The organism is Aequorivita soesokkakensis (assembly GCF_001641085.1).
GTDB classification, from domain to species: domain Bacteria; phylum Bacteroidota; class Bacteroidia; order Flavobacteriales; family Flavobacteriaceae; genus Aequorivita; species Aequorivita soesokkakensis.
This window is the reverse complement of record NZ_LXIE01000001.1, coordinates 407,922-431,143: the sequence shown is the minus strand read 5'-3', so window position 1 is coordinate 431,143 and position 23,222 is coordinate 407,922. Positions and strand designations below refer to the sequence as shown.

At 37.0% G+C, this 23,222-nt stretch carries 23 protein-coding genes; 9 read left to right on the top strand and 14 right to left on the bottom strand.

The annotated features are described in order from the left end of the window. Positions 1-47 precede the first annotated feature (47 nt). The 7 genes from A7A78_RS01980 to A7A78_RS01950 all read right to left on the bottom strand — a co-directional run bounded on the left by A7A78_RS01980 (position 48) and on the right by A7A78_RS01950 (position 6,822). Positions 48-521, bottom strand: a complete 474-nt coding sequence (locus tag A7A78_RS01980) for a hypothetical protein (protein ID WP_094745998.1) — start codon at positions 519-521, stop codon at positions 48-50. Further along, positions 518-1,018, bottom strand: coding sequence for a hypothetical protein (locus A7A78_RS01975; RefSeq protein ID WP_068760712.1), 501 nt, complete (start codon positions 1,016-1,018; stop codon positions 518-520). The genes A7A78_RS01980 and A7A78_RS01975 overlap by 4 nt, the downstream gene beginning before the upstream one ends. A gap of 24 nt (positions 1,019-1,042) precedes the next feature. Beyond that, a complete protein-coding gene (locus A7A78_RS01970) occupies positions 1,043-1,597 on the bottom strand; it encodes an RNA polymerase sigma factor (RefSeq protein ID WP_068760710.1) in 555 nt (184 codons plus the stop codon). Positions 1,598-1,662: 65 nt separating this feature from the next. Continuing rightward, complete coding sequence (locus A7A78_RS01965) at positions 1,663-3,489, bottom strand: ABC transporter ATP-binding protein (protein ID WP_068760708.1); 1,827 nt, start codon at positions 3,487-3,489, stop codon at positions 1,663-1,665. After that, entirely contained in the window at positions 3,489-5,204 is a 1,716-nt protein-coding gene (locus tag A7A78_RS01960) for a phospho-sugar mutase (RefSeq protein WP_068760706.1), read from the bottom strand. The genes A7A78_RS01965 and A7A78_RS01960 overlap by 1 nt, the downstream gene beginning before the upstream one ends. A 124-nt stretch (positions 5,205-5,328) precedes the next feature. After that, the gene (locus A7A78_RS01955) at positions 5,329-6,276 is read right to left on the bottom strand and encodes a glycosyltransferase family 2 protein (RefSeq protein WP_068760704.1); all 948 of its coding nucleotides are present in this window, start codon (positions 6,274-6,276) and stop codon (positions 5,329-5,331) included. 3 nt (positions 6,277-6,279) lie between these two features. Then, positions 6,280-6,822: a DUF4199 domain-containing protein gene (locus tag A7A78_RS01950; protein WP_068760702.1), complete on the bottom strand. Its 543-nt coding sequence runs from the start codon at positions 6,820-6,822 to the stop codon at positions 6,280-6,282. A 169-nt stretch (positions 6,823-6,991) separates the two neighbouring features. On the opposite strand from A7A78_RS01950, the gene A7A78_RS01945 reads away from it, so the two are divergent. From A7A78_RS01945 to A7A78_RS01935, 3 genes are all read left to right on the top strand, one after another. Then, a complete protein-coding gene (locus A7A78_RS01945; protein WP_068760700.1) occupies positions 6,992-7,273 on the top strand; it encodes a type B 50S ribosomal protein L31 in 282 nt (93 codons plus the stop codon). A gap of 107 nt (positions 7,274-7,380) precedes the next feature. After that, on the top strand, positions 7,381-7,695 hold the full coding sequence (locus A7A78_RS01940; RefSeq protein ID WP_068760698.1) for a hypothetical protein: 315 nt from the start codon (positions 7,381-7,383) through the stop codon (positions 7,693-7,695). A gap of 30 nt (positions 7,696-7,725) precedes the next feature. Beyond that, entirely contained in the window at positions 7,726-8,901 is a 1,176-nt protein-coding gene (locus tag A7A78_RS01935) for a GlmU family protein (RefSeq protein WP_068760697.1), read from the top strand. On the opposite strand, the gene A7A78_RS01930 is transcribed toward A7A78_RS01935, so the two are convergent. After that, on the bottom strand, positions 8,898-9,170 hold the full coding sequence (locus A7A78_RS01930; protein WP_068760694.1) for a hypothetical protein: 273 nt from the start codon (positions 9,168-9,170) through the stop codon (positions 8,898-8,900). The genes A7A78_RS01935 and A7A78_RS01930 overlap by 4 nt on opposite strands. A gap of 188 nt (positions 9,171-9,358) precedes the next feature. Between A7A78_RS01930 and A7A78_RS01925 the strand changes: the two genes are divergently transcribed. Further along, the gene (locus A7A78_RS01925; protein WP_068760692.1) at positions 9,359-10,837 is read left to right on the top strand and encodes a hypothetical protein; all 1,479 of its coding nucleotides are present in this window, start codon (positions 9,359-9,361) and stop codon (positions 10,835-10,837) included. On the opposite strand, the gene A7A78_RS01920 is transcribed toward A7A78_RS01925, so the two are convergent. Both A7A78_RS01920 and A7A78_RS01915 read right to left on the bottom strand, forming a co-directional pair. Continuing rightward, the gene (locus A7A78_RS01920) at positions 10,834-12,141 is read right to left on the bottom strand and encodes a M48 family metalloprotease (RefSeq protein ID WP_068760690.1); all 1,308 of its coding nucleotides are present in this window, start codon (positions 12,139-12,141) and stop codon (positions 10,834-10,836) included. The genes A7A78_RS01925 and A7A78_RS01920 overlap by 4 nt on opposite strands. Positions 12,142-12,207: 66 nt before the next feature. Then, positions 12,208-13,833, bottom strand: coding sequence for an ABC transporter substrate-binding protein (locus tag A7A78_RS01915; RefSeq protein ID WP_068760689.1), 1,626 nt, complete (start codon positions 13,831-13,833; stop codon positions 12,208-12,210). Between the two features lie 142 nt (positions 13,834-13,975). Between A7A78_RS01915 and mtaB the strand changes: the two genes are divergently transcribed. Continuing rightward, positions 13,976-15,307: a tRNA (N(6)-L-threonylcarbamoyladenosine(37)-C(2))-methylthiotransferase MtaB gene (mtaB, locus tag A7A78_RS01910; RefSeq protein ID WP_068760895.1), complete on the top strand. Its 1,332-nt coding sequence runs from the start codon at positions 13,976-13,978 to the stop codon at positions 15,305-15,307. On the opposite strand, the gene A7A78_RS01905 is transcribed toward mtaB, so the two are convergent. Then, the gene (locus tag A7A78_RS01905; RefSeq protein ID WP_068760687.1) at positions 15,304-15,603 is read right to left on the bottom strand and encodes a GNAT family N-acetyltransferase; all 300 of its coding nucleotides are present in this window, start codon (positions 15,601-15,603) and stop codon (positions 15,304-15,306) included. The two genes, mtaB and A7A78_RS01905, sit on opposite strands and share 4 nt — an antisense overlap. Before the next feature lie 243 nt (positions 15,604-15,846). Between A7A78_RS01905 and A7A78_RS01900 the strand changes: the two genes are divergently transcribed. Continuing rightward, the gene (locus A7A78_RS01900) at positions 15,847-16,506 is read left to right on the top strand and encodes an alpha/beta hydrolase (protein ID WP_068760685.1); all 660 of its coding nucleotides are present in this window, start codon (positions 15,847-15,849) and stop codon (positions 16,504-16,506) included. 134 nt (positions 16,507-16,640) lie between these two features. Next, a complete protein-coding gene (locus A7A78_RS01895; RefSeq protein WP_068760683.1) occupies positions 16,641-17,561 on the top strand; it encodes a lytic transglycosylase domain-containing protein in 921 nt (306 codons plus the stop codon). 46 nt (positions 17,562-17,607) lie between these two features. Here the strand turns inward: A7A78_RS01895 and A7A78_RS01890 are convergent, their stop codons facing one another. From A7A78_RS01890 to A7A78_RS01880, 3 genes are all read right to left on the bottom strand, one after another. Further along, positions 17,608-18,309 carry a TlpA family protein disulfide reductase gene (locus A7A78_RS01890; protein ID WP_068760680.1) on the bottom strand — a complete coding sequence of 234 codons (702 nt, stop codon included), beginning with the start codon at positions 18,307-18,309 and terminating at the stop codon, positions 17,608-17,610. Positions 18,310-18,428: 119 nt separating this feature from the next. After that, complete coding sequence (locus tag A7A78_RS01885; protein WP_068760678.1) at positions 18,429-18,995, bottom strand: hypothetical protein; 567 nt, start codon at positions 18,993-18,995, stop codon at positions 18,429-18,431. 1 nt (position 18,996) lies between these two features. Then, a complete protein-coding gene (locus tag A7A78_RS01880) occupies positions 18,997-19,890 on the bottom strand; it encodes a DUF6263 family protein (protein WP_068760676.1) in 894 nt (297 codons plus the stop codon). A 171-nt stretch (positions 19,891-20,061) separates the two neighbouring features. On the opposite strand from A7A78_RS01880, the gene rpmH reads away from it, so the two are divergent. Together rpmH and carB are read left to right on the top strand one after the other, a co-directional pair. After that, the gene (rpmH, locus tag A7A78_RS01875) at positions 20,062-20,223 is read left to right on the top strand and encodes a 50S ribosomal protein L34 (protein WP_068760675.1); all 162 of its coding nucleotides are present in this window, start codon (positions 20,062-20,064) and stop codon (positions 20,221-20,223) included. Between the two features lie 100 nt (positions 20,224-20,323). Further along, positions 20,324-23,176, top strand: coding sequence for a carbamoyl-phosphate synthase large subunit (gene carB, locus A7A78_RS01870; RefSeq protein ID WP_068760673.1), 2,853 nt, complete (start codon positions 20,324-20,326; stop codon positions 23,174-23,176). The last annotated feature ends 46 nt before the right edge of the window (positions 23,177-23,222 follow it).

The following is a 23,222-nucleotide window of genomic DNA, read 5'->3' as shown; positions in this document are numbered from 1 at the left end:
GTCTCTCTTCCTTAAATAAAAAAAGCCCCGAACTTTCGGGGCTTTTTTTATTTTGGACCTTTTGGCCCCTTGGGCCCTTTTTCGCCTTTATCACTGTGACCGTTTCTGTACCGGTCTAAAAGCTCTCGTTTAAAATCGTCTTCCGTTTTTTTCAGGATAATTATTTTTTTTGGGGAAATAACACCTCTTAGTTCTGCGATCATCTGTTTGCGCAACTCCAACTCTTCACTCTCCAATGATAAGCTGGTATCGATTAAAGCATTGGCCTCAACATCGTTCATATTGTCCAAACCATCTCTCAGTTTTTTATAGATCTCGCTTTTTTCCTTTTTCCGAAGTGCATGAAATTTGTCTTCATACTTATTATAAATAGGCCAAAATTTCTCTGCTTCAGTTGATGTTAGCGATAATTTTTCAGTGATATAAGCAGTTTTCAATGCTTTAATTTTTTCGTGTTTTCCGTCTTGGGCTTGCATGGTTATGGTTGCAAGCAAGAATATAAAAATTAACTTTTTCATCATTGTTCGTTTATTAAAGTTTCTTCATCCACATTTTCCAAAAGATAGTTTTCCAGTGTGGTTTCTGAAAATTGGTGGTCGTCCATATTTAAATCGGTTATATCTTCATCATCTATATATGAAGTCAAATCATAAAGGTCTATATTCAAATTTCCGTCCTCAATATAAGTATCAATTGCTGCCAATTGTAGCGAATCCAAACCTGAATTGTCGGTTTTGGTATTAAAAAGCATAAAACCAAGAAGCAGGCAAGCCGCGATTGCTGCGGCATACCCAAAGTATTTTTTCGCGAAAAGCGGAATGACTTTCGTAGGTTTTTCTGAAGCGATTACCGTTTTTAAAACACGATCTTCCAAATTTTCAAAATATCCATCGGGAACGGTATGCCCAGCTGATTTCGGGAAATTTTCTTCTGAAATCTTGCCAAACAAACGCTCCTCAAAATCCTCGAAATAATTTTCAGGAGCTTTAAAACCAGATATGTTTTTGTTTTCTTTCATTGTTTCAATAGGACTTTAAAAACGTCAAAGAGTTTCATCCTGCGTTTTTATAAATTCTGTAATTTTCTTAACTGCAATGTGATAGCTACTTTTCAATCCGCCCACAGAGGTTTCCAAAATTTCTGAAAGCTCCTCAAAAGTGTGGTCTTCAAAATATTTCATTGTAAAGATCAGCCGTTGTCTGTCTGGAAGCGTTGCAATCGCTTTTTGAAACTGAAGCTGCAATTGGTCGCCTTCAAAATATATATCGCTTTCCAAGTTTCGTATTGCGTTTTCCTTCATATTTTCAAGGGAAACATTGTTGCGTTTTGATTTTTTATTCAGAAAAGTGATGGATTCATTGGCGGCAATTCGGTACATCCAAGTGTGCAACTTACTGTCACCTTTAAAGGAATTAATATTTCTGAAAATCTTGATAAAGGTATTTTGAAGCACATCATCAGCATCATCGTGATCCAAAACCATATTCCGGATTTGCCAATAGAGCCGTTCTTTATACTGCGTAACAAGCTCCCGAAAGGCAGATTCCTTTTCCGATTCGGTCTGCAATGCCGTTACAAGTTCTTGTTCTTCAACCATTTTTAAGCGCGCAACTTATTTATAGGACTAAGTTACAGAACAATGGTTTAATATAGTATATATAATTATGCAAGTGATTGCATTTCCACCAAACTGAAGTAAACGCCTTTTTTCTCCAAAAGCTCTTGGTGTTTGCCTTGCTCAACAATTTTTCCTTTGGAAAGTACCACAATATTATCTGCATTTTGAATGGTTGAAAGACGGTGCGCAATAACAATGGAAGTTCTGTTTTTCATCATTTTTTCCAACGCATCCTGCACCAAACGCTCGCTTTCGGTATCCAAAGCTGAAGTTGCTTCGTCCAAAATCATGATTGGTGGATTTTTCAGAACGGCACGTGCAATGCTAAGGCGTTGTTTTTGGCCGCCGCTCAGTTTGTTCCCGCTGTCGCCAATATTTGTATCAAAACCTTCCGGAAGGTCTTTAATGAATTCGAATGAGTTGCTTATTTCCGCGGCTTCCTTTAATTCTGAATCGGAAGCTAAAGGTTTTCCCAACTTTAAGTTGTTTGCCACAGAATCATTAAAAAGAATTGAATCCTGAGAAACTATGCCCATTAAACCACGTAAAGACCTTTTCGATATATCTTTTATATCCACACCGTCAATCTCGATGCTGCCTTCATTTACGTCGTAAAAACGGGTCAGTAAATTTGCGATCGTACTTTTCCCGCTACCGGATTGGCCAACGAGTGCCACGGTTTTTCCTTTTGGAATTTCAAGTGAAAAATCCTTCAAAACATATTGATCTTCGTATTTAAAGGAAATATTTTTGATTGAAATAACGCCATCAAAACCTTCTTTTTGAACAGGATTTTCAATATCAGTAATCGTGTTTTCAGCTTCCAAAAGCTCCAAAATACGATGAGCGGAACCATCTGCCCGTTTCACGGAATAGCTAGCTTTTGCAATGGCTTTGGCGGGAGTAAGTATGTTATAGGCTAACATTATATAGCCGATAAAGAAACTCGCTTCCAGCGTTCTGTCCACAAAAACCAAATAGCCACCATAAACCAACAGAATTCCTATGGTAATGATTCCCAAAAGCTCACTGACGGGCGAAGCCAGATTTTGTCTATTAAGCACTTTATTGGAATATTTGTAAAAACGTTCGTTGCTATCCTCAAATTTCTTTTGAAAGAGGTTTTCGGCGTGAAAGGCTTTAATAATTCGCAATCCGCCCATTGTTTCTTCCAGAATGGAAAGAAAAACACCTTGTTCCTGTTGCACTTTTAAGGAGCCTTTTTTTAGTGATTTCCCAATTTTTGAAATTAAAAAACCTGAAATTGGCAAAAAGAGAAAAACAAAAAGTGTCAGTTTCGGACTTATAAAAAGCATCGTTGCCAAAGAGAAAATGATAGTCAACGGTTCGCGGACAATCATTTCCAAAACTGAAAGCACCGAATTTTTCACTTCATCCACATCGCCGCTCAATCTTGAAATTGTATCGCCTTTTCTTTTTTCAGAATAGAAAGCCAACGGAAACTGGATTACCTTGCTGTAAAGGTCATTCCGAAGATCTTTTAAAACTCCGTTCCGAAGAAAAGTGGAATAGAACATCGCTAGATAATTGCTCAAATTTTTCAATAAAAAGAGCGAAACAATAATGCCGACCATATACATCAATACTGTAAATTCCCCTTGTTTATTGATGTTGTCAATGATGAAATAATTAAGGTATTCCTGTGAATAATCCTTTATACCCGAAATTCCACTATAAATTGGTTTTGGGCCTAGTGTCCGTTGATCGCTAAAAATAATTTCCAAAACAGGAATTAGCGCAACAAAGGAAAGTGTGCTGAACAACGCATACAGGATGTTGAAAAAAATATTTAAAAACGCATATTTTTTGTAAGGGTAGGCGTAGCGCAGTATTTTTCTGAAATAACTCATTAACTAATGTTTAGTTGTGCGGCAATGGCGTCAATTTTTTTCTGAAGTATTTCTTCAAAATTTTCCTTTTCCAAAGTGTTCACGCTAATGTAAAACTTTATTTTCGGTTCCGTGCCGCTGGGTCGCGCTGCAATTTTGCTGCCATCCTCAGTATAATAAATCAAAACGTTGGATTTTGGCAGGTTTAGTGACAAAGTTTCCTGTTTTGTGAAATCCGTTGTTTCGTTTTTTGAAACATCGTCCATTCGTATCACTTTACTGCCTGCAATTTCCTTAAATGGATTTTCGCGAAGGGTTTTCATAATTGCTGAAATTTCTTCGGCGCCTTTTTTACCTTTTTTGGTAATTGAAATCAAGTGTTCGCGGTAGTTTCCGAATTGTTCGTACACATCGTTCAAATATTGAAACATACTGCTGCCGGCATGTTTTTTCTGGGCAGCAATCTCGCAGGCAAGTAGGGTAGCGGTAACAGCATCTTTATCACGGACGAAATCGCCCGCCAAATAACCGAAACTTTCCTCGCCGCCGCCAATAAATTCAAGTTCGGGGAAATCCTTAATCATTTTTGCGATCCATTTAAAGCCCGTAAGCCCTTCAATATATTTTACGTTGAAATATTCCGTAACCTTTGCCACCATTGGTGTAGAAACGATAGTTGATGCAACAAACTGTTTTCCGTTGAGTTTCCCGGCCTTTTTCCATTGCTCCAAAAGAAAATGGGTCATCAAAACCATTGTTTGGTTTCCGTTTAGCAAAACCATTTCGTTTTTATCATTTCTTACGGCAACTCCCAAACGATCGCAATCTGGGTCGGTTCCAATAACGATATCTGCATTTTCTTTTTCAGCAAGCTCCAAAGCCATTTTTAAGGCCGCGGGTTCCTCGGGATTGGGCGATTTTACGGTTGGGAAATCTCCGTTTGGTTCAGCCTGTTCTTCAACAATTGAAACATTTATATAGCCGGCTTGTTCCAAAACCTTCGGAATCATTGTGATTGAAGTACCGTGAAGCGAAGTGAAAACAATTTTCAAATCGTTTTTCGCTTCTTTTGAAGTATTAAAAGTGCCGTTTTCAACCGAAGCTTTTGCAAATGCTTCATCAACTTCGGAATCTATAAATTGAATCAAATTTTCATTCGCTTCAAATTTTATGTTTTCGTAATTAAGGGAATTTATTTCAGCAATAATTTCACCATCCTGCGGCGGAACAAGCTGTCCGCCATCTTCCCAATACACTTTGTAACCGTTGTATTCTGAAGGATTGTGGGATGCCGTCAAAACAATTCCAGCTTGACAGCCCAACTGTTTTACCGCAAAGGAAAGCTCCGGCGTAGGCCGCAATTCTGAAAAAAGAAAGACTTTTATTCCGTTTGCGGAAAAAACATCTGCCACAACTTTTGCAAATTTCTTGCTGTTGTGGCGGCAATCGTAGGCAATTGCAACCTTGATTTCTTTTTTCGGAAACTGTTTTTTTAAATAATTTGAAAGTCCCTGTGTGTTTTTCCCCAAGGTATATTTATTGATTCGGTTGTCGCCAAGACCCATTATGCCTCGCATTCCGCCAGTACCGAATTCAAGGTTTTTATAAAAACTGTCTTCCAGACCCTCGGGATCGTAGGCAATCATTTCTTTAATTTCGTGTTGGGTTTTTTCGTCGAAAAAAGGGGTGAGCCACTTATTAACGCGGGCTAAAATTTTCGGATCTACGTAAATCATTCGCTTAAATTAATGTGCAAAAATAGTATAAAAAAAGTGCCTAAAGTACTTGAAGTGCCTAAAGTGCGCTAAAGTTAAAAGTATTTAAAGTTAGTTTATTCAAAACTTTAGCTCACTTTCAACTTTAGGCACTTGTAACCTCTTTGATAATGTAGTTTTGGGAGTCTTTTTTACTTCTGAGAATCAATTCGCCCAAAAATCCAGCAAGGAAAAGTTGGCTTCCCAAAATCATCGCAGTCAGCGCAATAAAAAATTCTGGCCTTTCCGTAATAAGTCTTCCCGTGGTATTTATAAAAAGTTTGTCAATTCCCAAATAGAGTGTCAAAAGGAAACCAACAAAAAGCATTGCCGCGCCCCAAGCGCCAAAAAGATGCATCGGCCGTTTACCAAATCTGGAAAGGAACCAAATGGTAATCAAATCCAGAAACCCGCGGATAAAACGTTCAGCGCCAAATTTTGTGGTTCCATATTTTCTGGCTTGGTGCAAAACAGGTTTTTCAGAAATGTTGCCAAAACCTGCATTTTTGGCCAATACAGGAATATAGCGGTGCATTTCGCCAGTTACCTCTATACTTTTTACTACATCTTTTTTATACGCTTTCAGTCCGCAATTAAAGTCGTGCAGTTTTACACCGGAAGTTTTCCGCGCTGCGTAATTGAACAATTTGGAAGGCATGTTTTTGCTGAGAACAGAATCATACCGTTTCTTTTTCCAGCCGGAAACAAGATCAAAACCTTCCTCGGCAATCATTTTGTACAGTTCTGGAATTTCTTCGGGATTGTCCTGTAAATCGGCGTCCATGGTGATAATCACATCGCCTTTAGCCATTGCGAAACCTGCGTGCAGCGCTTGTGATTTTCCGTAATTCTTTTGAAAACGAATTCCCTTTACTTCTTCGTTTTCTTGCGAAAGTTTTTCAATTAACTTCCAGGAATTGTCCGTGCTGCCATCGTCAATAAAAATGAGCTCGTATAAAAAACCATTGGATTGCATAACGGATGCAATCCAACGGTACAATTCATTAAGCGATTCTTCTTCGTTAAGAAGCGGGATGACGATGGATATGTTCATTAATTAGTTTAACGGATTTGGATTTTTTGTTTTAAAAATCAACGCAACCAACAGACCAATAACACTCATAAAAGCAAGTCCGAAAACGTAATTTTTAAGTTGGGAAAAAATCGCGAAATTGTCCTGATCAGCCATTTTAGCCATTTGTTTGTCAATTTCTGCTTGAGGTGTGCCCAGTTTTTGTAAAAATTCCGCCGTCATTTCTAAAGTTCTTTCTTGAAGAAATGCTGCTAAATCTGGGTCAATAATGTTGAAAATTAAAATTCCTACTAAAGTGCTTATTAGTGAGCCAATAGCAACAGTTATAAAATAAACCGTAAATGCTTCCTTAAAACTCATTACACCGCCAAGTATTCCTTTTGCTTTTGCTACAGAAACTATTGCGACAACAATAACGACAAGAAAACTTAAAATTCCTATCCACCATTTTGTGAAAAGTTCAGTATTTAAAACATACATTAAGGTAGTCATCAGCGCAAGTACAGCACCTAAAATGAGGCCGTAATTAACTGCGGATTTTTTAATTGAGATTGGTTGGGTTTCCATATTTATGAAGTTTTTTGGTTCGGGTTGTTAGTAAACAAAGATAGCAAAACGTTACATTTGCCGATGATTTTGCAAAGAATTAAAAAAGTGCAATATTTTGTTGCTAATTTCCAATTAATACTTAAATTTGCAAACTCAAAATTGAGCGCATTTTAAAAATTATAAAGCCATGAAAAAAGGTATCCACCCAGAAAATTATAGATTAGTTGCTTTTAAGGACATGAGTAATGAAGATGTTTTCCTTACAAAATCAACTGCAGATACAAGAGAAACTATCGAAGTTGATGGAGTTGAGTATCCTTTGGTAAAGATGGAGATTTCACGTTCTTCACACCCTTTTTATACCGGAAAAGCAAAACTTATTGATACAGCGGGACGTATTGACAAATTCAAAAACAAATACGACAAGTTTAAAAAACCTGCAGCTAAAGAAGCTAAAACTGAAGAATAATCTTCAATTTGATAAATATTTAAAAGCCTTCGAGAAATCGGGGGCTTTTTTGTTTGGGGTTGCTCGCTCCTTTATTATCTTTATTACTTAATATCTAAACTAAACAAATGATTCCTTGGGCACAGTTGATACCAACAGCAATCTCTTTGGTCGAAGTGGCCGGGGGAATACTTTCTTCCAATAAAAAGGAAAAAGCGAAAGCGGCAAATAATCCAAGCCATGATGCTGCAAGTTTATTGAGCCGCATCGAGATTTTAGAAAATAACGAGCTAAAGCAGGCAGAACTTATCCAGCAAATGGCGCAACAAAACCTAACCCTTATAAAAAAAGCCGAAAATAATTATAGACTTGCAGTTATTGGTATTTGTGCCTCATTGCTATCTATAGCTTTACTTTTGGTGCTATTCTTTTTAAAATTTTAAAAACTTCAAAACATAAAAGCAATAAATAAGATGAACTACATACTCTTCGACGGAAACGTAAGAAACCAATTATTGCCCTTCACATTTACACGCCCCGTTGCGGAAATTCGAGTGGGAATTTTGACCATTCGTGAAAAGTGGGAACATTATTTAGGCTTAACCACAACTACTGTAACCGAAGATTATCTTTCTGAAAAATATCCTTTTTTAGAACTTGAAAGGAATGTATTTATAAATGCTTCTTTTCTCCCTTCGGAAAATTTGGTAAGTATAATTAAAGGTTTGGAAGAAAATCAAGCTATTTTTTTTGATGATGAACCGATTGCTTTTTTCACCACGGAAGGACAGGAAGTAGATTTTGAAACCTTCGACATTATTCAATATACTTACGATGATGTGTTAAGAATTGAACATACTTGGGAAATCTTTTCAAAAAATGGCGAAGCGATAAAACGCGATTTTGAAATGCTCACAAAAGGAAGAAAATCACAGCCAATCCCGAAAGGTATTTGGACAAAAAATCCTGAAAAAATTTTTATTGAAGAAGGCGCAATTTTAGAATTTTGCACCTTAAATGCTTCCGAAGGACCAATTTATATTGGCAAGGATGCTGAAATTATGGAAGGTTCCATGGTTCGTGGGCCTTTTGCTCTTTGCGAACATTCTACCTTAAAAATGGGCGCTAAAATATATACAAACACCACCATTGGCCCGCACAGCAAGGTTGGGGGAGAAGTGAACAATTCGGTTATTTTTGGGTATTCTAACAAAGGCCACGATGGTTTTTTGGGAAATTCCGTTTTGGGGGAATGGTGCAATTTGGGGGCCGATACCAATAATTCAAATTTAAAAAATAACTATGCCGAAGTACGTCTTTGGGATTATGAAACCGAAGGATTTGCCCGGACCGGATTGCAATTCTGCGGTTTGATGATGGGCGACCATAGCAAATGTGGCATAAACACAATGTTCAATACGGGAACCGTTGTTGGCGTTAGCGCGAATATCTTCGGAAGTGGGTTTCCACGGAATTTTGTGCCCAGTTTCAGTTGGGGCGGAAGTGCAGGTTTCACAACCTATAAAACCGATAAAGCTTTTGAAGTTGCAAAAGTGGTGATGGGCCGCAGAAATATTGAATTTTCGGAAATGGACGCCAAAATTTTGGAACACGTTTTTGAAGAAACGGCCAAATGGCGGAAAGCTTAGTGGTAAAATAAAAAGTAAATCAGGGCGCAAATAATTACAAGCATTATGCTTCCGAAGACAACTGCTAAATGTTTTTGGCGGCGTAATTCGTTTTCCTTCAGTTTTTGCTTGAAAGCCTCAAATTGGGCGGGAGACATTTTTTTGTAGTCAACAATTTTCCCATACTTAGGGTAATGAATGTCCACATCTTTGTCAAAAAGGGTTTTGTGGTCGCGCCTATTGTTTTTAAGCGTTTGGATCATATCCATTACAAAACCGGCTCCGAACATTTCTTTTTTTAATTATAAAACTTCAATATTTTCAAATATATAATTTTTTGTTTAAAACACAGAAATCACGAAAGAACTGAATGTGAGTGAGTTGGATTTCTTGTGAAATTTATTTGATAAAAATCATTTTCAAATAAGCAGGATTTAGTTTTATTTGCCTTTTTGGAAAAATTCCCAAGCAACACATTATGAAAAAAACCTTATTCGCCCTTTTTGTTTTTTTTGCCATTCAGACAAGTCGTGCGCAGATGACCGACCTTTTAACACTCGCGAATGGAAACGTTTCATTTTTCAACCCAATTTTTGAAGAAGATAAATCTATTTACGGTTATTTGGCAGTTTATGATTTGGGAAAAGCAAACGAGAATGAAAACCGCTTTGAATATGTAATATTGGACACACGGCTGGCGAAGGTTGCAAACGGAGAGTTTTTAACGCCTATATATGAGAAAGTGGCAAGTAAATTCTATTCATTGGAAAAGGTAAAGGATAAGTTGCTTTTGAGCAGGCTTTATATTTCATACACAAGAACCTATGTAGTCTTCACTTCGCACACCGAGATTGATTTGACAACAAACACTCCTTCGGAAACTTTTTATTTGGAGGAAGGAAAATTTATTGACGGCTACAGAAATGCCGACAACATTTTTAAGGACCAAAAAAAATATGATAACATAGATCTTTTATACGGTTTGGACGAAAACTATCTTTCCTTTCAGGTTTCCAAGGACAGAAAAAACATTGGCGATGTAAATTCCGTGGCCGTTTTTGGTACAGATAAAAAGGAAAAGTGGGAAACTACATTCCTTACGGGCGATAGAACGGATAAATACCGAAATTTTTCTATCAATTATGCCGAAAAAAATACATTGATAGTTGAAGAAAAGAATAAAAAAGAAATTACGCTCCACGTTTTTGATCCACTCACGGGGCAGAAACAGTTTTCGTATATACTGGAAAATGCCGACTCGGAATACAACTACAGTTATCAAGTTAAAAAAATTGGCAACGAGCTTGTGTTGACAGGTAAAATAAGCTCTTACAGCAGTTTTGGATTTAAGTATGAAAATGCAATGGGGCTTTTCAAAATAAAACTATCGGAAAATGGGGACGAAGTTTTCAAAAAATATTTTCTTTGGGAAGAAGCTGCGGCATTTTTGGAAATAAACAAACGCGGAAAGCTTGAAAAAGGCTACAGATTGTTGGCGCAGGACTATTTTATTTTTGAAGATGGACGCATCACTTTTTTGGCTGAAAAGTACAAAGAAGGTTACAATATCCTTTTGGGCGTAAATGTTCCAAAGGCAACAGATTTTGTACTGTTTCAGTTTGACGATGCTTTTTCACTCCAAAATGTGGAAACCATTGCAAAGGACAAATCAAAATTCTCGATTTCTGATTATCTGTTTTCGCAACCTATAAATAATGGAAACGATGTTGTTTTCTTTTATAGGGATTACCAACAGGATGAGGTCACAAAAGATAAAGATTGGGTTTTGGGAATCGTGAAGTTGGTTGATAAAAAATTTGATTACGAACAGATTCCAATGTCATCAGATGATTTTTATATTGAGCCCTATATTGCAAAGGAAGGGTTTATATTGCTTCGCGAATACAACAAGGATTCAGCGCACAATAAAATCCGCTTGGAGCGCGTAAACTTTTAATTTTGAAGGTAATATTCTGAAATAATTTTTATCTCGGCAAGGTTCAAATTCCAAAGAAATGAAAGAAAGCGAATATAGCTTTCGTCCTCCATTTCCGGAGTTACGTATTCCACGAATTTGTTGAAAGTATATTGCTTTTTGGCTTCGTACAACAACAGAAAATTTTGCCCCAACTGTGACTTTAAATAGTTGTTTTTCGGAGTTTCTAGCAACCGTTTTATATTAACATAAATACCCTTTCCGTATTCTCCTTTTTCAATATAATTGGTGATAACCTCCTGTTTTGCCAACAATTTCAATTGATAAAAACTGGACGTTGTGTCAATTTTTGGAACAGAATCAAATGCCACATCCAGTTCGCTGAAATCATTTTTTAGTTTTAGAATCCGCGCATCAATTTCTGGATGCGTTTTCAGGGAATCCTTGCTGATTTTTTCTTTGTAAAAATCATAATTGTATTTTGAAAAATCCTCTACTTGCAACCAATCCTCCTTGAATTTTTGATCCGGAAGGTCAAAAAGTGTTTGGTAATCTTCTTTTGAAATTGAAATGGAGGGAATGCTATCAAACTCTTTTAATCGGTAGAGAGCGTCTAAATAATTTGAATTTGTAGGGCCTGCTTTTTTGTAAAGTAGGTATCCCAGTGAATCTGCGGCCTGTTCTTCCATTCTTCTTTTTCCACCTTCGGAATAGAGAATGTGTTTCAATAACGAAAAAGCTTCATCATTTTGCCCAGCCTTGCTTTTTTCTATGCTGCGAACCCTCGCTTTTAATGCATCGGAATTATTAAGAGTTACTTTGGAGAGTACTGTATTCTCGGGGTGTTTTAGCTGTTTGTGCCCAAGCTCGTGGCATATAACCGAAAGAAGCTGTGCTTCATTGTCGAAAAACCGGAAGAGACCGATATTAATGACCAAAATGCCTCCCGGCATACAAAAAGCGTTTGGGTTATTGGATTTGGAAACCAAGATTTTAAAATCGGATAAGCCACTATTATTGGGCTGCGACTTTATTTTTCTTTCCAATTCTGCTACATAATCCGTAAAACGTGTGTCAAAAACAAATTCCTTTTTTTCAATATTGTGAATGAACTCCTCTTGTGAAAATTCATAAATATCAATAAGCTCTCGTTTTATCCTGCCGCTGTATTCTTTGCTAATTTTATGGTTGAAGTTTTCAAATTCATTTTTAAAGTTTTCAATCAGTATTTTCCGCTGAATAAAATCTGAAGTATCAATCGGTTTTAATTGTTGTGAAAACAGAGCTGACGAAAAAAGAACAATGAATAGTAATGAATTTTTCAAAATGTTTTTTTAATAGGGCGTGGCAAAAATAAGATGGGGCAATCGGTTTTCAAAGTATTTTGATAGTTAATGTAGGTTATGTTTTTTAACCCGTTTCAGCACTAAAAAATTCTGTGGATTTATGCCCAACCCGGAAACTTTTTTATTTACAAAACGTACTGCCATATCATAAAACAAAGGGACTACCGGTGCTTCTTCAACAATTATTGAATCCATTTTTACATAAAGTAATTTCCGTTCCTCAATATTTGAAATTGAAAGTGATTTTACATACAGACTGTCGTAAACTTCACTTTTGAAGTGCATATAGTTTGGGCCATCCGGCGTAAAATTGGGGCTGTAAAACAACGAAAGATAATTTTCGGCATCGGGATAATCTGCAATCCAGCTTGCCCTAAAAATGTCCAGTTCACCACTACTTTTCATCTGCCGTAATGTTGAAGGGGGCATCACATCTATGGTTACGGCAATCCCCAATTTTTCAAGTTCACGCTGCACATATTCACATAAATCCAAATATTGACTGTTTGTGCCAATGGTTATTTCGGGATTTTGGTCGCCAGTTTCAGCTTTGTACTGTGCAATCAATTGCTTCGCTTTTTCGGGATTATAATTATAACCTTCAATTTCGGCGTAGCCCGGTAAGCCTTTGGGAATAAAACCGTGAACAGCAGGAATCCCCATTCCGTTTCGAAGATAGGTAACCATTTTTTCTCGGTCAAAACCGTAATTTATTGCTTTTCGCAACGCTTTGTTTTTTATTTCGGGCGTGTGCGCTTCTAAGAAAAAACCGAGATATTCCGTGTTCAAATACGGCCCCGTAATCATATAAGCCAAGTGCTTATATTTTGGTTGCAATTTTCCGCGCGTGGTCAACAGTTCGTCTTTATAACTGCCGTCTAAACCTGAAATAAAATCTAGTTTGCCCTGCGCAAACTGTAAAAATTCACTTTGCTTATCTGGCAAAAAAGTGATTGCCACTGCCTCTAAGTAAGGCAATCGGTTTCCTTTTTTATCCTTTTCAAAATAAAGCGGATTTTTTCTGAAAACTAACTTTACATTTTCCTCCCACATTTTAAACTGAAATGGTCCCGTACCCACAGGGTTTCTTCGGAAATCATTGCCGTAAAACTCTACTGCTTCCTTTGGAACAACAGAGCAATAACGCATAGAAAGCAATCCCAAAAACGCAGGAAATGGTTGCTTCAGTTGAATTACAAAAGTAGTATCGTTTTCGGCTTTATAGCTTTCCACATAATTCATCACCCAACTTCCCGATGAGGCTATTTTTTCATCGGTTAACCTATTAAAACTGTACACAAAATCTTGTGCAACAACTTTTCGTGTATAGCGGGTTGGACTGTGAAGTCCTTTTTGAGCGAATGCCTTGTTTTGATGGAAAAAAACATCATTCCGCAGAAAGAAAGTATAGGTATGAGTAGAATCATTTATTATCCAGCTTTTAGCGATATCGGCTTTAATATTTAAAGAGTCATCCAATTGCACCAAACCATTATAAAGTTGATTATCCGGCCAAATAGCCTGTGGATTTCGTGCAAAAGCGGGGTCGAGCGTGGGTATATTTCCCTGTTCATTGTAGCGAAAAACAAGTTGTTCGTTTTTCGTTTCTGCGTTGTTTCCGCAGGAAAGGATTGTAAATATTGTAACGAGAAGTATGAAAAATCTGGACATTCTAGCGGATTACCACGAATTCACGAATATATATGTTTGGTGGGTTATTTTTTATAGAACACAAAAATTTCAAAATAAAAAATTCGTGTATTCGTGGTTTATAGTTTGTATTTTTGTTGCCTTAATTGCCAAAAGTACAACAATGTCTCCTTCAAAAAAAGTCGCTTTTTACACTTTGGGTTGTAAACTTAATTTCAGCGAAACTTCTACTATAGCCAGAAGTTTTGAAGGAGAAGGTTTTCAGCGCGTAGATTTTTCTGAAAAAGCTGATATTTATGTGATAAATACCTGCAGCGTTACCGAAAATGCGGATAAGCGTTTTAAAACGATTGTAAAGCATGCCCAAAAAGCAAATCCGGACGCTTTTGTAGCGGCGGTTGGTTGTTACGCACAATTGAAACCACAGGAATTGGCAGATGTTGATGGCGTGGATTTGGTGCTTGGAGCAACTGAGAAATTCAAAATCACGGATTATTTGAACGACCTTTCCAAAAATGATTTTGGGGAAGTACATTCCTGCGAAATTGAAGAAGCTGATTTTTATGTAGGTTCCTATTCAATTGGCGATAGAACACGTGCTTTTTTAAAAGTGCAGGACGGCTGCGATTATAAATGTACTTATTGCACAATTCCTTTGGCACGCGGTATTTCGCGAAGCGATACATTGGAAAATGTATTGAATAATGCTTTTGAAATCTCGCAACAGGGAATTAAGGAAATTGTATTAACTGGTGTGAATATTGGCGATTACGGAAAAGGGGAGTTCGGAAACAAAAAACACGAACACACTTTTCTTGAATTGGTAAAAGCTTTGGATGAAGTGGAAGGCATTGAAAGGCTTCGAATTTCTTCCATAGAACCAAATCTTCTTAAAAATGAAACGATTGATTTCGTTTCAAAATCAAGATCTTTTGTGCCGCATTTCCACATTCCGTTGCAAAGCGGCAGTAATGATATATTGAAATTGATGCGTCGCCGTTATATGCGCGAACTTTATACGGAAAGAGTTACGAAAATTCGTGAAGTAATGCCACACGCCTGTATTGGAGTTGATGTTATCGTTGGATTTCCGGGCGAAACGGACGAGCGGTTTTTGGAAACCTACCAATTTTTAAACGAGTTGGATATTTCATATCTGCACGTTTTCACCTATTCCGAAAGGGACAATACACCAGCGGCTGAAATGGAAGGAGTCGTGCCAATGAAAGTACGGAACAAGCGCAGCAAAATGTTACGAGGGCTCTCGGCAAAAAAAAGAAGGGCTTTTTACGAAAGCCAATTGGGAACTACCAGAACGGTTCTTTTTGAAGGGGAAAACAAAGAGGGTTATATCCACGGCTTCACCGAAAATTATGTGAAAGTAAAAGCTCCCTGGAATCCAGAATTGGTAAATACTTTACAGGAAATTACACTTACTGAAATTGATGAAGACGGATTGGTCCGTTTTAAGGTTTCGGAAATGGTTTCGATTTAAATATTAATTCCAACAGGCAATAAATCTTTATATTTTCTACGGTTTTTACGCATAAATCCTGCAACTTCGGGACTGGTGGGAACCAAGCTTATTCCGCGTTTTTTCACTTCCTCAAAGACCGCTTTAATAAAGATTTCACGAAAACCCTGTTCTTCAAGATCTTCGGGCATTTCATATTTTGTGAGAAAAATTTTTCGATCCTGCAGCGCATATTCTATTCGAGCCATATTGTCGCCAATTTCAAGCTCAAATTGTCTTAAAAATTCATTGTCGGTAATTTCTACATCTTCAATCATTGGGAGTTGTTTTAAATTTTATAGCATATTAAGGATGTAGTGATAAGGAGACGGTATCTTTAATACATAGCTTTGTATGAAAAATCCGAAGCCGAATACGCTACTTTTTGATGTCTGGGTTGTTTTCAAAGTAAATTATTGCAAGAAATTTCAGTATAGAGGAAACTGTTTTATAATTCTATCTTTGTATTCGTAAATTTACGAATAATCTTTGGGCTAAACCATTTTCTTCACAAAAGACTTATGAATTCTGCAAAAACACACCTATATTTTGTTCCGGGGATGGCTGCTGGAAGTGAGATATTCAGAAATATTAAACTTCCCGAAAACTATGAAATCCATATTTTGGAATGGTTAATACCCGAAAAAGGGGAGGATCTACAAACCTACGCTAAGCGCATGGCGCTTCGGGTTGAAGAAAAAGATCCAATTTTAATTGGTGTTTCCTTTGGAGGTGTAGTGGTGCAGGAAATGAGCAAATTTTTGAATTTGAGAAAATTGATAATAATTTCCAGCGTAAAGTCACGTAAAGAACTTCCGCGCAGAATGAAACTTGCCAGCTTGACAAAAGCTTACAAGCTTATACCAACCAGTTTAGTGTTGAGTGCGGAAGATTTGACAAAATTTTCCGTGGGGCCAAAATCAAAAAAGCGATTGGCACTCTATCAGCAATATCTTCACGTTCGCAGTAAACAATATTTGGACTGGGCACTGGAAAAAATGGTGACTTGGAACAGAACGGAAAAAAATAAAAACATTATTCACATTCACGGAGAAAAAGATATGGTATTCCCCATAAAATATGTTACCGACTGTGAAGTTATAAAAGGGGGAACACATATTATGATTTTGAACAAGGGGGGGGAAATCTCGCAAAAACTTTTAGAAATTATTGAAGAATAACATTTCCTTTTTTTAAGATTAAGTATCTTTATTGAAAATATGAATTTATGAAATGCCCACTAAAAAATTATAATTCTACCGGAAATAAATAATTTGGGCATTCCATCTTCCACTTTATCAAATATTTTAAACAGATGAAAACGATAGGCAAAGTAGGTTTGGGAATAGCAGTTTTGGCAGTTTGCGCATTGAGCATACACGCAGTGCAAGATGCCCCAACGGATGAGAATTTTGAAAAGAAACTGGTAAACGATTATAATGTTTATGCATTGCCTTTGCCAGAGAAAATGGATTTTGCCGGGGAACCAGTTCCATTAAATAATCCAGATATACGCGAGCGAATGGACAGGGAATTGTTGGTGAATACCTATTGGCAATCCAACGGACTGTTGCTTTTTAAACGCGCCAATAAATATTTTCCTCAGATTGAGCCCTTATTGAAAAAATATGGCCTGCCGGACGATTTTAAATATTTAGCAGTAGCAGAAAGCGGTTTGGAATATACTAGCTCACCGGCTGGCGCATCAGGAATTTGGCATTTTATGAAAGGTACAGGCCTTGAATATGGACTGGAAATCAATGATTATGTAGACGAGCGCTATAACCTTGAAAAAGCAACCATGGTAGCCGCAGAATATTTAAAAGCCGCTAAAAACAAATTCGGTAGTTGGACAATGGCTGCGGCTGCTTATAATGCAGGTTCTGGCGGAATGAACAAGCAAATAAACAGACAAAAGGAAACCAGTTATTACGATTTACTTTTGAATGATGAAACAAGCCGTTATGTATTCAGAATATTGGCTTTGAAGGAAATTATGACCCATCCACAGCAATATGGTTTTAATTTTAGGGAAAAAGATTTGTACACAAATATCCCAACGTTTAAAGTAAAGGTTAATACGCCTGTTGAAGATTGGGCCGAATGGGTAAAACCTTACGGGATTAATTATAAAATTTTAAAACTCCACAATCCGTGGCTTCGTGATACTTTTTTGAAAAATTCTTCAGGGAAGGAATATTTTATAGAAATTCCAGAAAAAGGATATTACAATTAACAGTAGGGATAATTCAAATAAAAAAACCCGTAAAAAAATATTTTTTTTACGGGTTTTGTTTTGATGCGAAATGCTCTTTTTCTTCACTACCCAAATTTTTGAGCAACGAAATTCCATTAAGGAAGGAGTTATAATTTAGTTCAAAAGAAATTTCATATTTTTCGTTGTAGGGGTGAAGTACACCGCGCCTAACATCAACAATACGTTTGTTTTCGTCAATAAAGAAAGACGTTGGAAAACCAAGACTGTGTTTCATTATTTCCACAATATGGTCGTTGGTGTTTTCTCTTTCATCCACATAAACGACGTTTATTTTGCTGGAATAATCACGGGTAGATTTCCGAACATTTTCCTTTGAATCCCAAAATAGGACAACAAAGTCAATATCTTGATAATGCTTTTCAGCGATTTCGTTTAAGGCGGGGATTTCCCCAACGCCGGGAGTACACCAAGAGGCATAAGTCATTAAAAAAACTGGCCTTTCAAATTTATAAAGCTCTATTTTTTTCCCTGAAAGTTTTCTCACTTTAAAATTATCGAGATAACTTCCGTTTACAACATTATTAATAAGGGAGTCAAATAAGAATTCCGCACGCTCAAAGTCCTGGTCTGCATAAGCATTTTGAGAATTTTTCACATACTTCTTAATATTTTTACCAATAGCTTCGGAAAATAGGGAGCCTTGTTCAATCTGTGATTGTACTGTTATGGAAAATAAAAAGAAGAGATAAAGTAGTTTTCTACCCATAAGCGTAAGCTTTGTGCAAAGTTAAGGTAGTTTAAATATTTATAACTCGCTATTCGACAAATAGTTATAAAAATTCGATGAAATGCACAATAAGTAGAAAACTATTTAAGAAATCTTGTTTAGAACCTTCTTCCGCCACGACCGCCGCGCCCAAATTGCTGCTTAGGTTGCCCCATTTTTTTCATTTGCTGTTTCATCATTTTAATTTGGTCGTCCAGCATATTGTGTTTGTCAAGGCTTTTTGCTTCGGCCATTAGCTGTTCTGCCTCACGCTTACGATTCTTCGTCATGGCAATACCTGCCAGGTTCAATTTGGTCATCGCCATATCTGCAGACATATTTAAACCAAGTTTTTCAGCTTTTTTAAAATATTTCTCAGCTTCGATCATATTGGTTTGGGAAACCATCAAACCGTTTAAATAATTATAATATCCTTCCTGTTTCGGTACTAATGCGGTACTTGGATTGCCAATTTTGTCGAGCCATTTTTTAGCTCCCGGAAAATCCTGTTTCCGAAGGCGAAGAAAGGCAAGCAAAATGATTTCGTTTTTGAAATAGAGAAAGACGAATATCAACGAAAGCAAAATAAGCATAATTCCGTTGCCGATTTCTATTTCCGTAAACTGCCAAACAGCAGCTCCAATCACTAAGGCGGCTAAAACTAATTTTATATTTTTATTGAACATTTTAAAGTAATTTGTATGTTATTTTTGATGTAAGTGATGTTGGAATTTCATTATTGTCTATTTCTGGAACGATTGTAGCTCCTTCCGTTTCTTGGTTTACTTCCATAGTTTTTATAAACCCAGAAGATGCACTAGACGTTGCTTCCGTTTGCTGATTTCCAGTTAGTTTCATTATAACAGAATCATCTTTTGTTTCCATCACAACGGTTGAATTTGCGCTAAGAACAATAGCATCATCTTTGGAGTAGCTTACTAATTTCCAAGTATTCTCAGCGTTTACGGGACCGGTATAATTGTTAGTCCAGGTTTGGTTTACTTTCACTTTAACTTCGGGGTAGATAAAAGTAAACTGTTGCAAACTTTCAAGCATATCTTGATTGTTGAACTCCTTTTCAAAAGTTTCCTTTATCAGCGAATTTGTGGCTTCATCACCCATTTCAACTTGCTTGATCATATTTTCTATAAGATTTTCAGTGCCAGTAAGTGATTCTATCTGTCCCGTTTTCAACATAACCATTCGGAATTTTGGGCCGATTAATCCTTGAAAAACCTTAGCCATAATATCTTCTTCATCGGCAGGTGGAACGTCAGTATCAACATCTGATAAAATACCATAAATGTCAGATTCGGTTTTAAACTTGAATTTTTCAAAATTTACTTCAAACACATATTTTCCATCAATAATGTTTACAACTTTCATTAAGAAAATTCCGCCAATGGTATTGGTCATTTGGTGTTCTATGCTATCCATTTTCTGGACAATATTTTGAACGGCGTTTTGTTCAATTCTGAAAACATCGTCTTTTTTAAGATTGTACTGAAGTTTTTCTTGGGCCGTTATAGTTTGTAAACCTAGAATGTTTAGGAATAGTATTAGGTAAATTACTGATTTCATTGAATATTTGTGTAAAATTAGAAAGGTCGACAAAGGTATAAAAAACAAATAAAAATAATTTGATATTTACATTTGGGAAAGTAAAAAATGATTGTATATTTGCACCCGACTTTTGAGGGAGTACTCTAAAGTTTTTGAAACAAGATATTACAGAAGTTAAAGCATACTATAATGAGCAAAAGAACATTTCAGCCATCAAAAAGAAAAAGAAGAAACAAACACGGTTTTAGAGAGCGTATGGCTTCTGTAAACGGAAGAAAGGTTTTGGCTGCCCGCAGAGCGAAAGGCAGAAAGAGACTATCTGTATCTTCTGAAGCCCGTCACAAAAAATAATGTTGATAAATTATATATAAAAGGTGTTGTTTAACTAAGCAACACCTTTTTTTTATACCCGAATGCATCGTAATTTTGCAACACCGAAAAAGTAAAAAAAATGCCTAAAAATCCATCCATTAAATCAGTTCTAATTATTGGCTCAGGCCCTATTGTTATTGGTCAAGCATGCGAGTTTGATTATTCCGGTTCACAATCATTGCGTTCTTTACGCGAAGACGGAATTGAAACAATTTTGATTAACAGCAACCCCGCAACCATTATGACCGACCCTTCCATGGCCGATCATATTTACTTGCTGCCGCTTACCACAAAATCACTCATAAAAATATTGAAAGAGCATCCGCAAATTGATGCGGTGCTGCCAACAATGGGCGGACAAACCGCATTAAATTTATGTATTGAAGCGGATGAGAAAGGAATTTGGAAGGATTTCGGAGTAAAATTAATTGGGGTAGATATTGATGCCATAAACATTACCGAAGACCGCGAAAAGTTTCGTGAATTGATGGAAAAGATTGGCGTGCCAATGGCACCCCAAGCCACCGCAAATTCATACCTGCAAGGAAAGGAGATAGCACAGGAATTCGGTTTTCCTTTAGTTATTAGGGCGTCCTATACGTTGGGAGGTGCCGGTGCTTCCATTGTTTATAAAGAAGAGGATTTTGATGAATTATTGTCCCACGGACTTGAAATTTCACCCATCCACGAGGTGATGATAGACAAGGCGATGATGGGTTGGAAGGAATATGAGCTGGAATTGCTTCGCGATAATAACGATAACGTTGTCATCATTTGTACCATTGAAAATATGGACCCAATGGGAATTCATACTGGAGATTCCATTACAGTAGCGCCTGCAATGACATTGAACGATCGCACTTTCCAAAAAATGCGCGATATGGCAATCCATATGATGCGCAGTATTGGGGATTTTGCAGGGGGCTGTAATGTTCAGTTTGCCGTTAGCCCTGATGAGGAAGAAGAAATTATTGCTATTGAAATTAACCCACGTGTTTCACGTTCTTCAGCCTTGGCATCGAAAGCAACTGGCTATCCAATTGCGAAAATCGCCACGAAATTGGCTATTGGCTATAGGTTGGACGAATTGAACAACCAAATAACAAAATCAACTTCGGCTTTGTTTGAACCAACTTTGGATTACGTAATCGTAAAAATCCCACGTTGGAATTTTGATAAATTTGAAGGGTCTGATAGAACTTTAGGACTTCAAATGAAATCAGTTGGAGAAGTAATGGGCATAGGCCGTTCTTTTCAAGAAGCATTACATAAAGCCACACAATCTCTTGAAATTAAACGAAATGGAATTGGCGCGGACGGAAAAAGTTATACCAATTACGAACAGATTCTTGACAAGCTGAAAAACGCAAGTTGGGACCGTGTTTTCGTTATTTATGATGCGATACAGATTGGAATTCCGCTGAGCAGAATTCACGAAATTACCAAAATTGATATGTGGTTTCTTCGCCAATATGAGGAATTATTTCTTTTGGAAAAGGAAATTTCAAAATACACTTTGGAAACACTTCCGAGGGAATTATTATTGGAAGCCAAACAAAAAGGCTACGGCGACCGTCAGATAGCGCATATGCTGAAATGCTTGGAAAGCCAAGTTTACAAAAAACGTGAAGAAATGAACATTCAGCGCGTTTATAAATTGGTTGATACCTGTGCTGCGGAATTTAAAGCTGAGACGCCTTATTACTATTCTACTTTCGAAAACGAAATGCAACTGGAAGGCGAAAAACCGTATTCAGAAAACGATAGTATTGTTACCGAAAAGAAAAAAATAATCGTCCTCGGTTCTGGTCCAAATAGAATAGGGCAGGGCATCGAGTTTGATTATTGCTGTGTTCACGGCGTTCTGGCTGCAGCGGAATGTGGATACGAAACCATAATGATTAACTGTAACCCGGAAACCGTTTCCACGGATTTTGACGTTGCGGACAAACTGTATTTTGAACCTGTTTTTTGGGAACATATTTACGACATCATTCGCCACGAAAAGCCCGAAGGCGTTATCGTTCAGTTGGGTGGACAAACAGCTTTAAAACTTGCTGAAAAGCTTGATAGATACGGTATAAAAATAATTGGAACAACTTATGAATCTTTGGATTTAGCCGAAGATCGCGGAAGTTTTTCATCGCTTTTGAAGGAAAACAATATTCCCTATCCAGAATTTGGTGTGGCTGAAACTACGGAAGAAGCCTTGGCACTTGCCGACCAATTGGATTTTCCGCTTTTAATTCGTCCTTCCTATGTTTTGGGCGGACAGGGGATGAAAATTGTTATCAATAAAAAGGAATTGGAAGAACATGTTGTTGATTTGCTTCGTAAAATTCCGAATAACAAATTGTTGCTGGATCATTATTTGGATGGCGCAATTGAAGCCGAAGCTGATGCAATCTGCGATGGTGAAAATGTTTACATCATTGGAATAATGGAACATATTGAACCTTGCGGAATCCATTCCGGAGATTCAAATGCTACGTTGCCACCTTTCAATATTGGCGAATTTGTGATGCAACAAATAAAAGACCATACTTTTAAAATTGCAAAAGCACTGAAAACCGTTGGATTAATAAATATCCAATTCGCCATAAAAGACGATATGGTTTATATTATTGAAGCCAATCCGCGTGCTTCGCGAACCGTTCCATTTATTGCGAAAGCGTATGGGGAGCCTTATGTTAATTATGCCACAAAAGTGATGTTGGGCCATAATAAAGTGACCGATTTCGATTTCAATCCAAAACTGGAAGGATTTGCAATCAAGCAACCTGTTTTCAGTTTCAACAAATTCCCGAATGTGAACAAACAATTGGGGCCAGAAATGAAGAGTACAGGTGAAAGTATCTTGTTTATAGATAGTTTAAAAGATGACGCTTTTTACGATCTTTACGCAAGAAGAAAAATGTATCTGAGCAAATAATGAGATGTTTTAATTGTGGCACGATTTTGTGTTAATATTTTTTCGT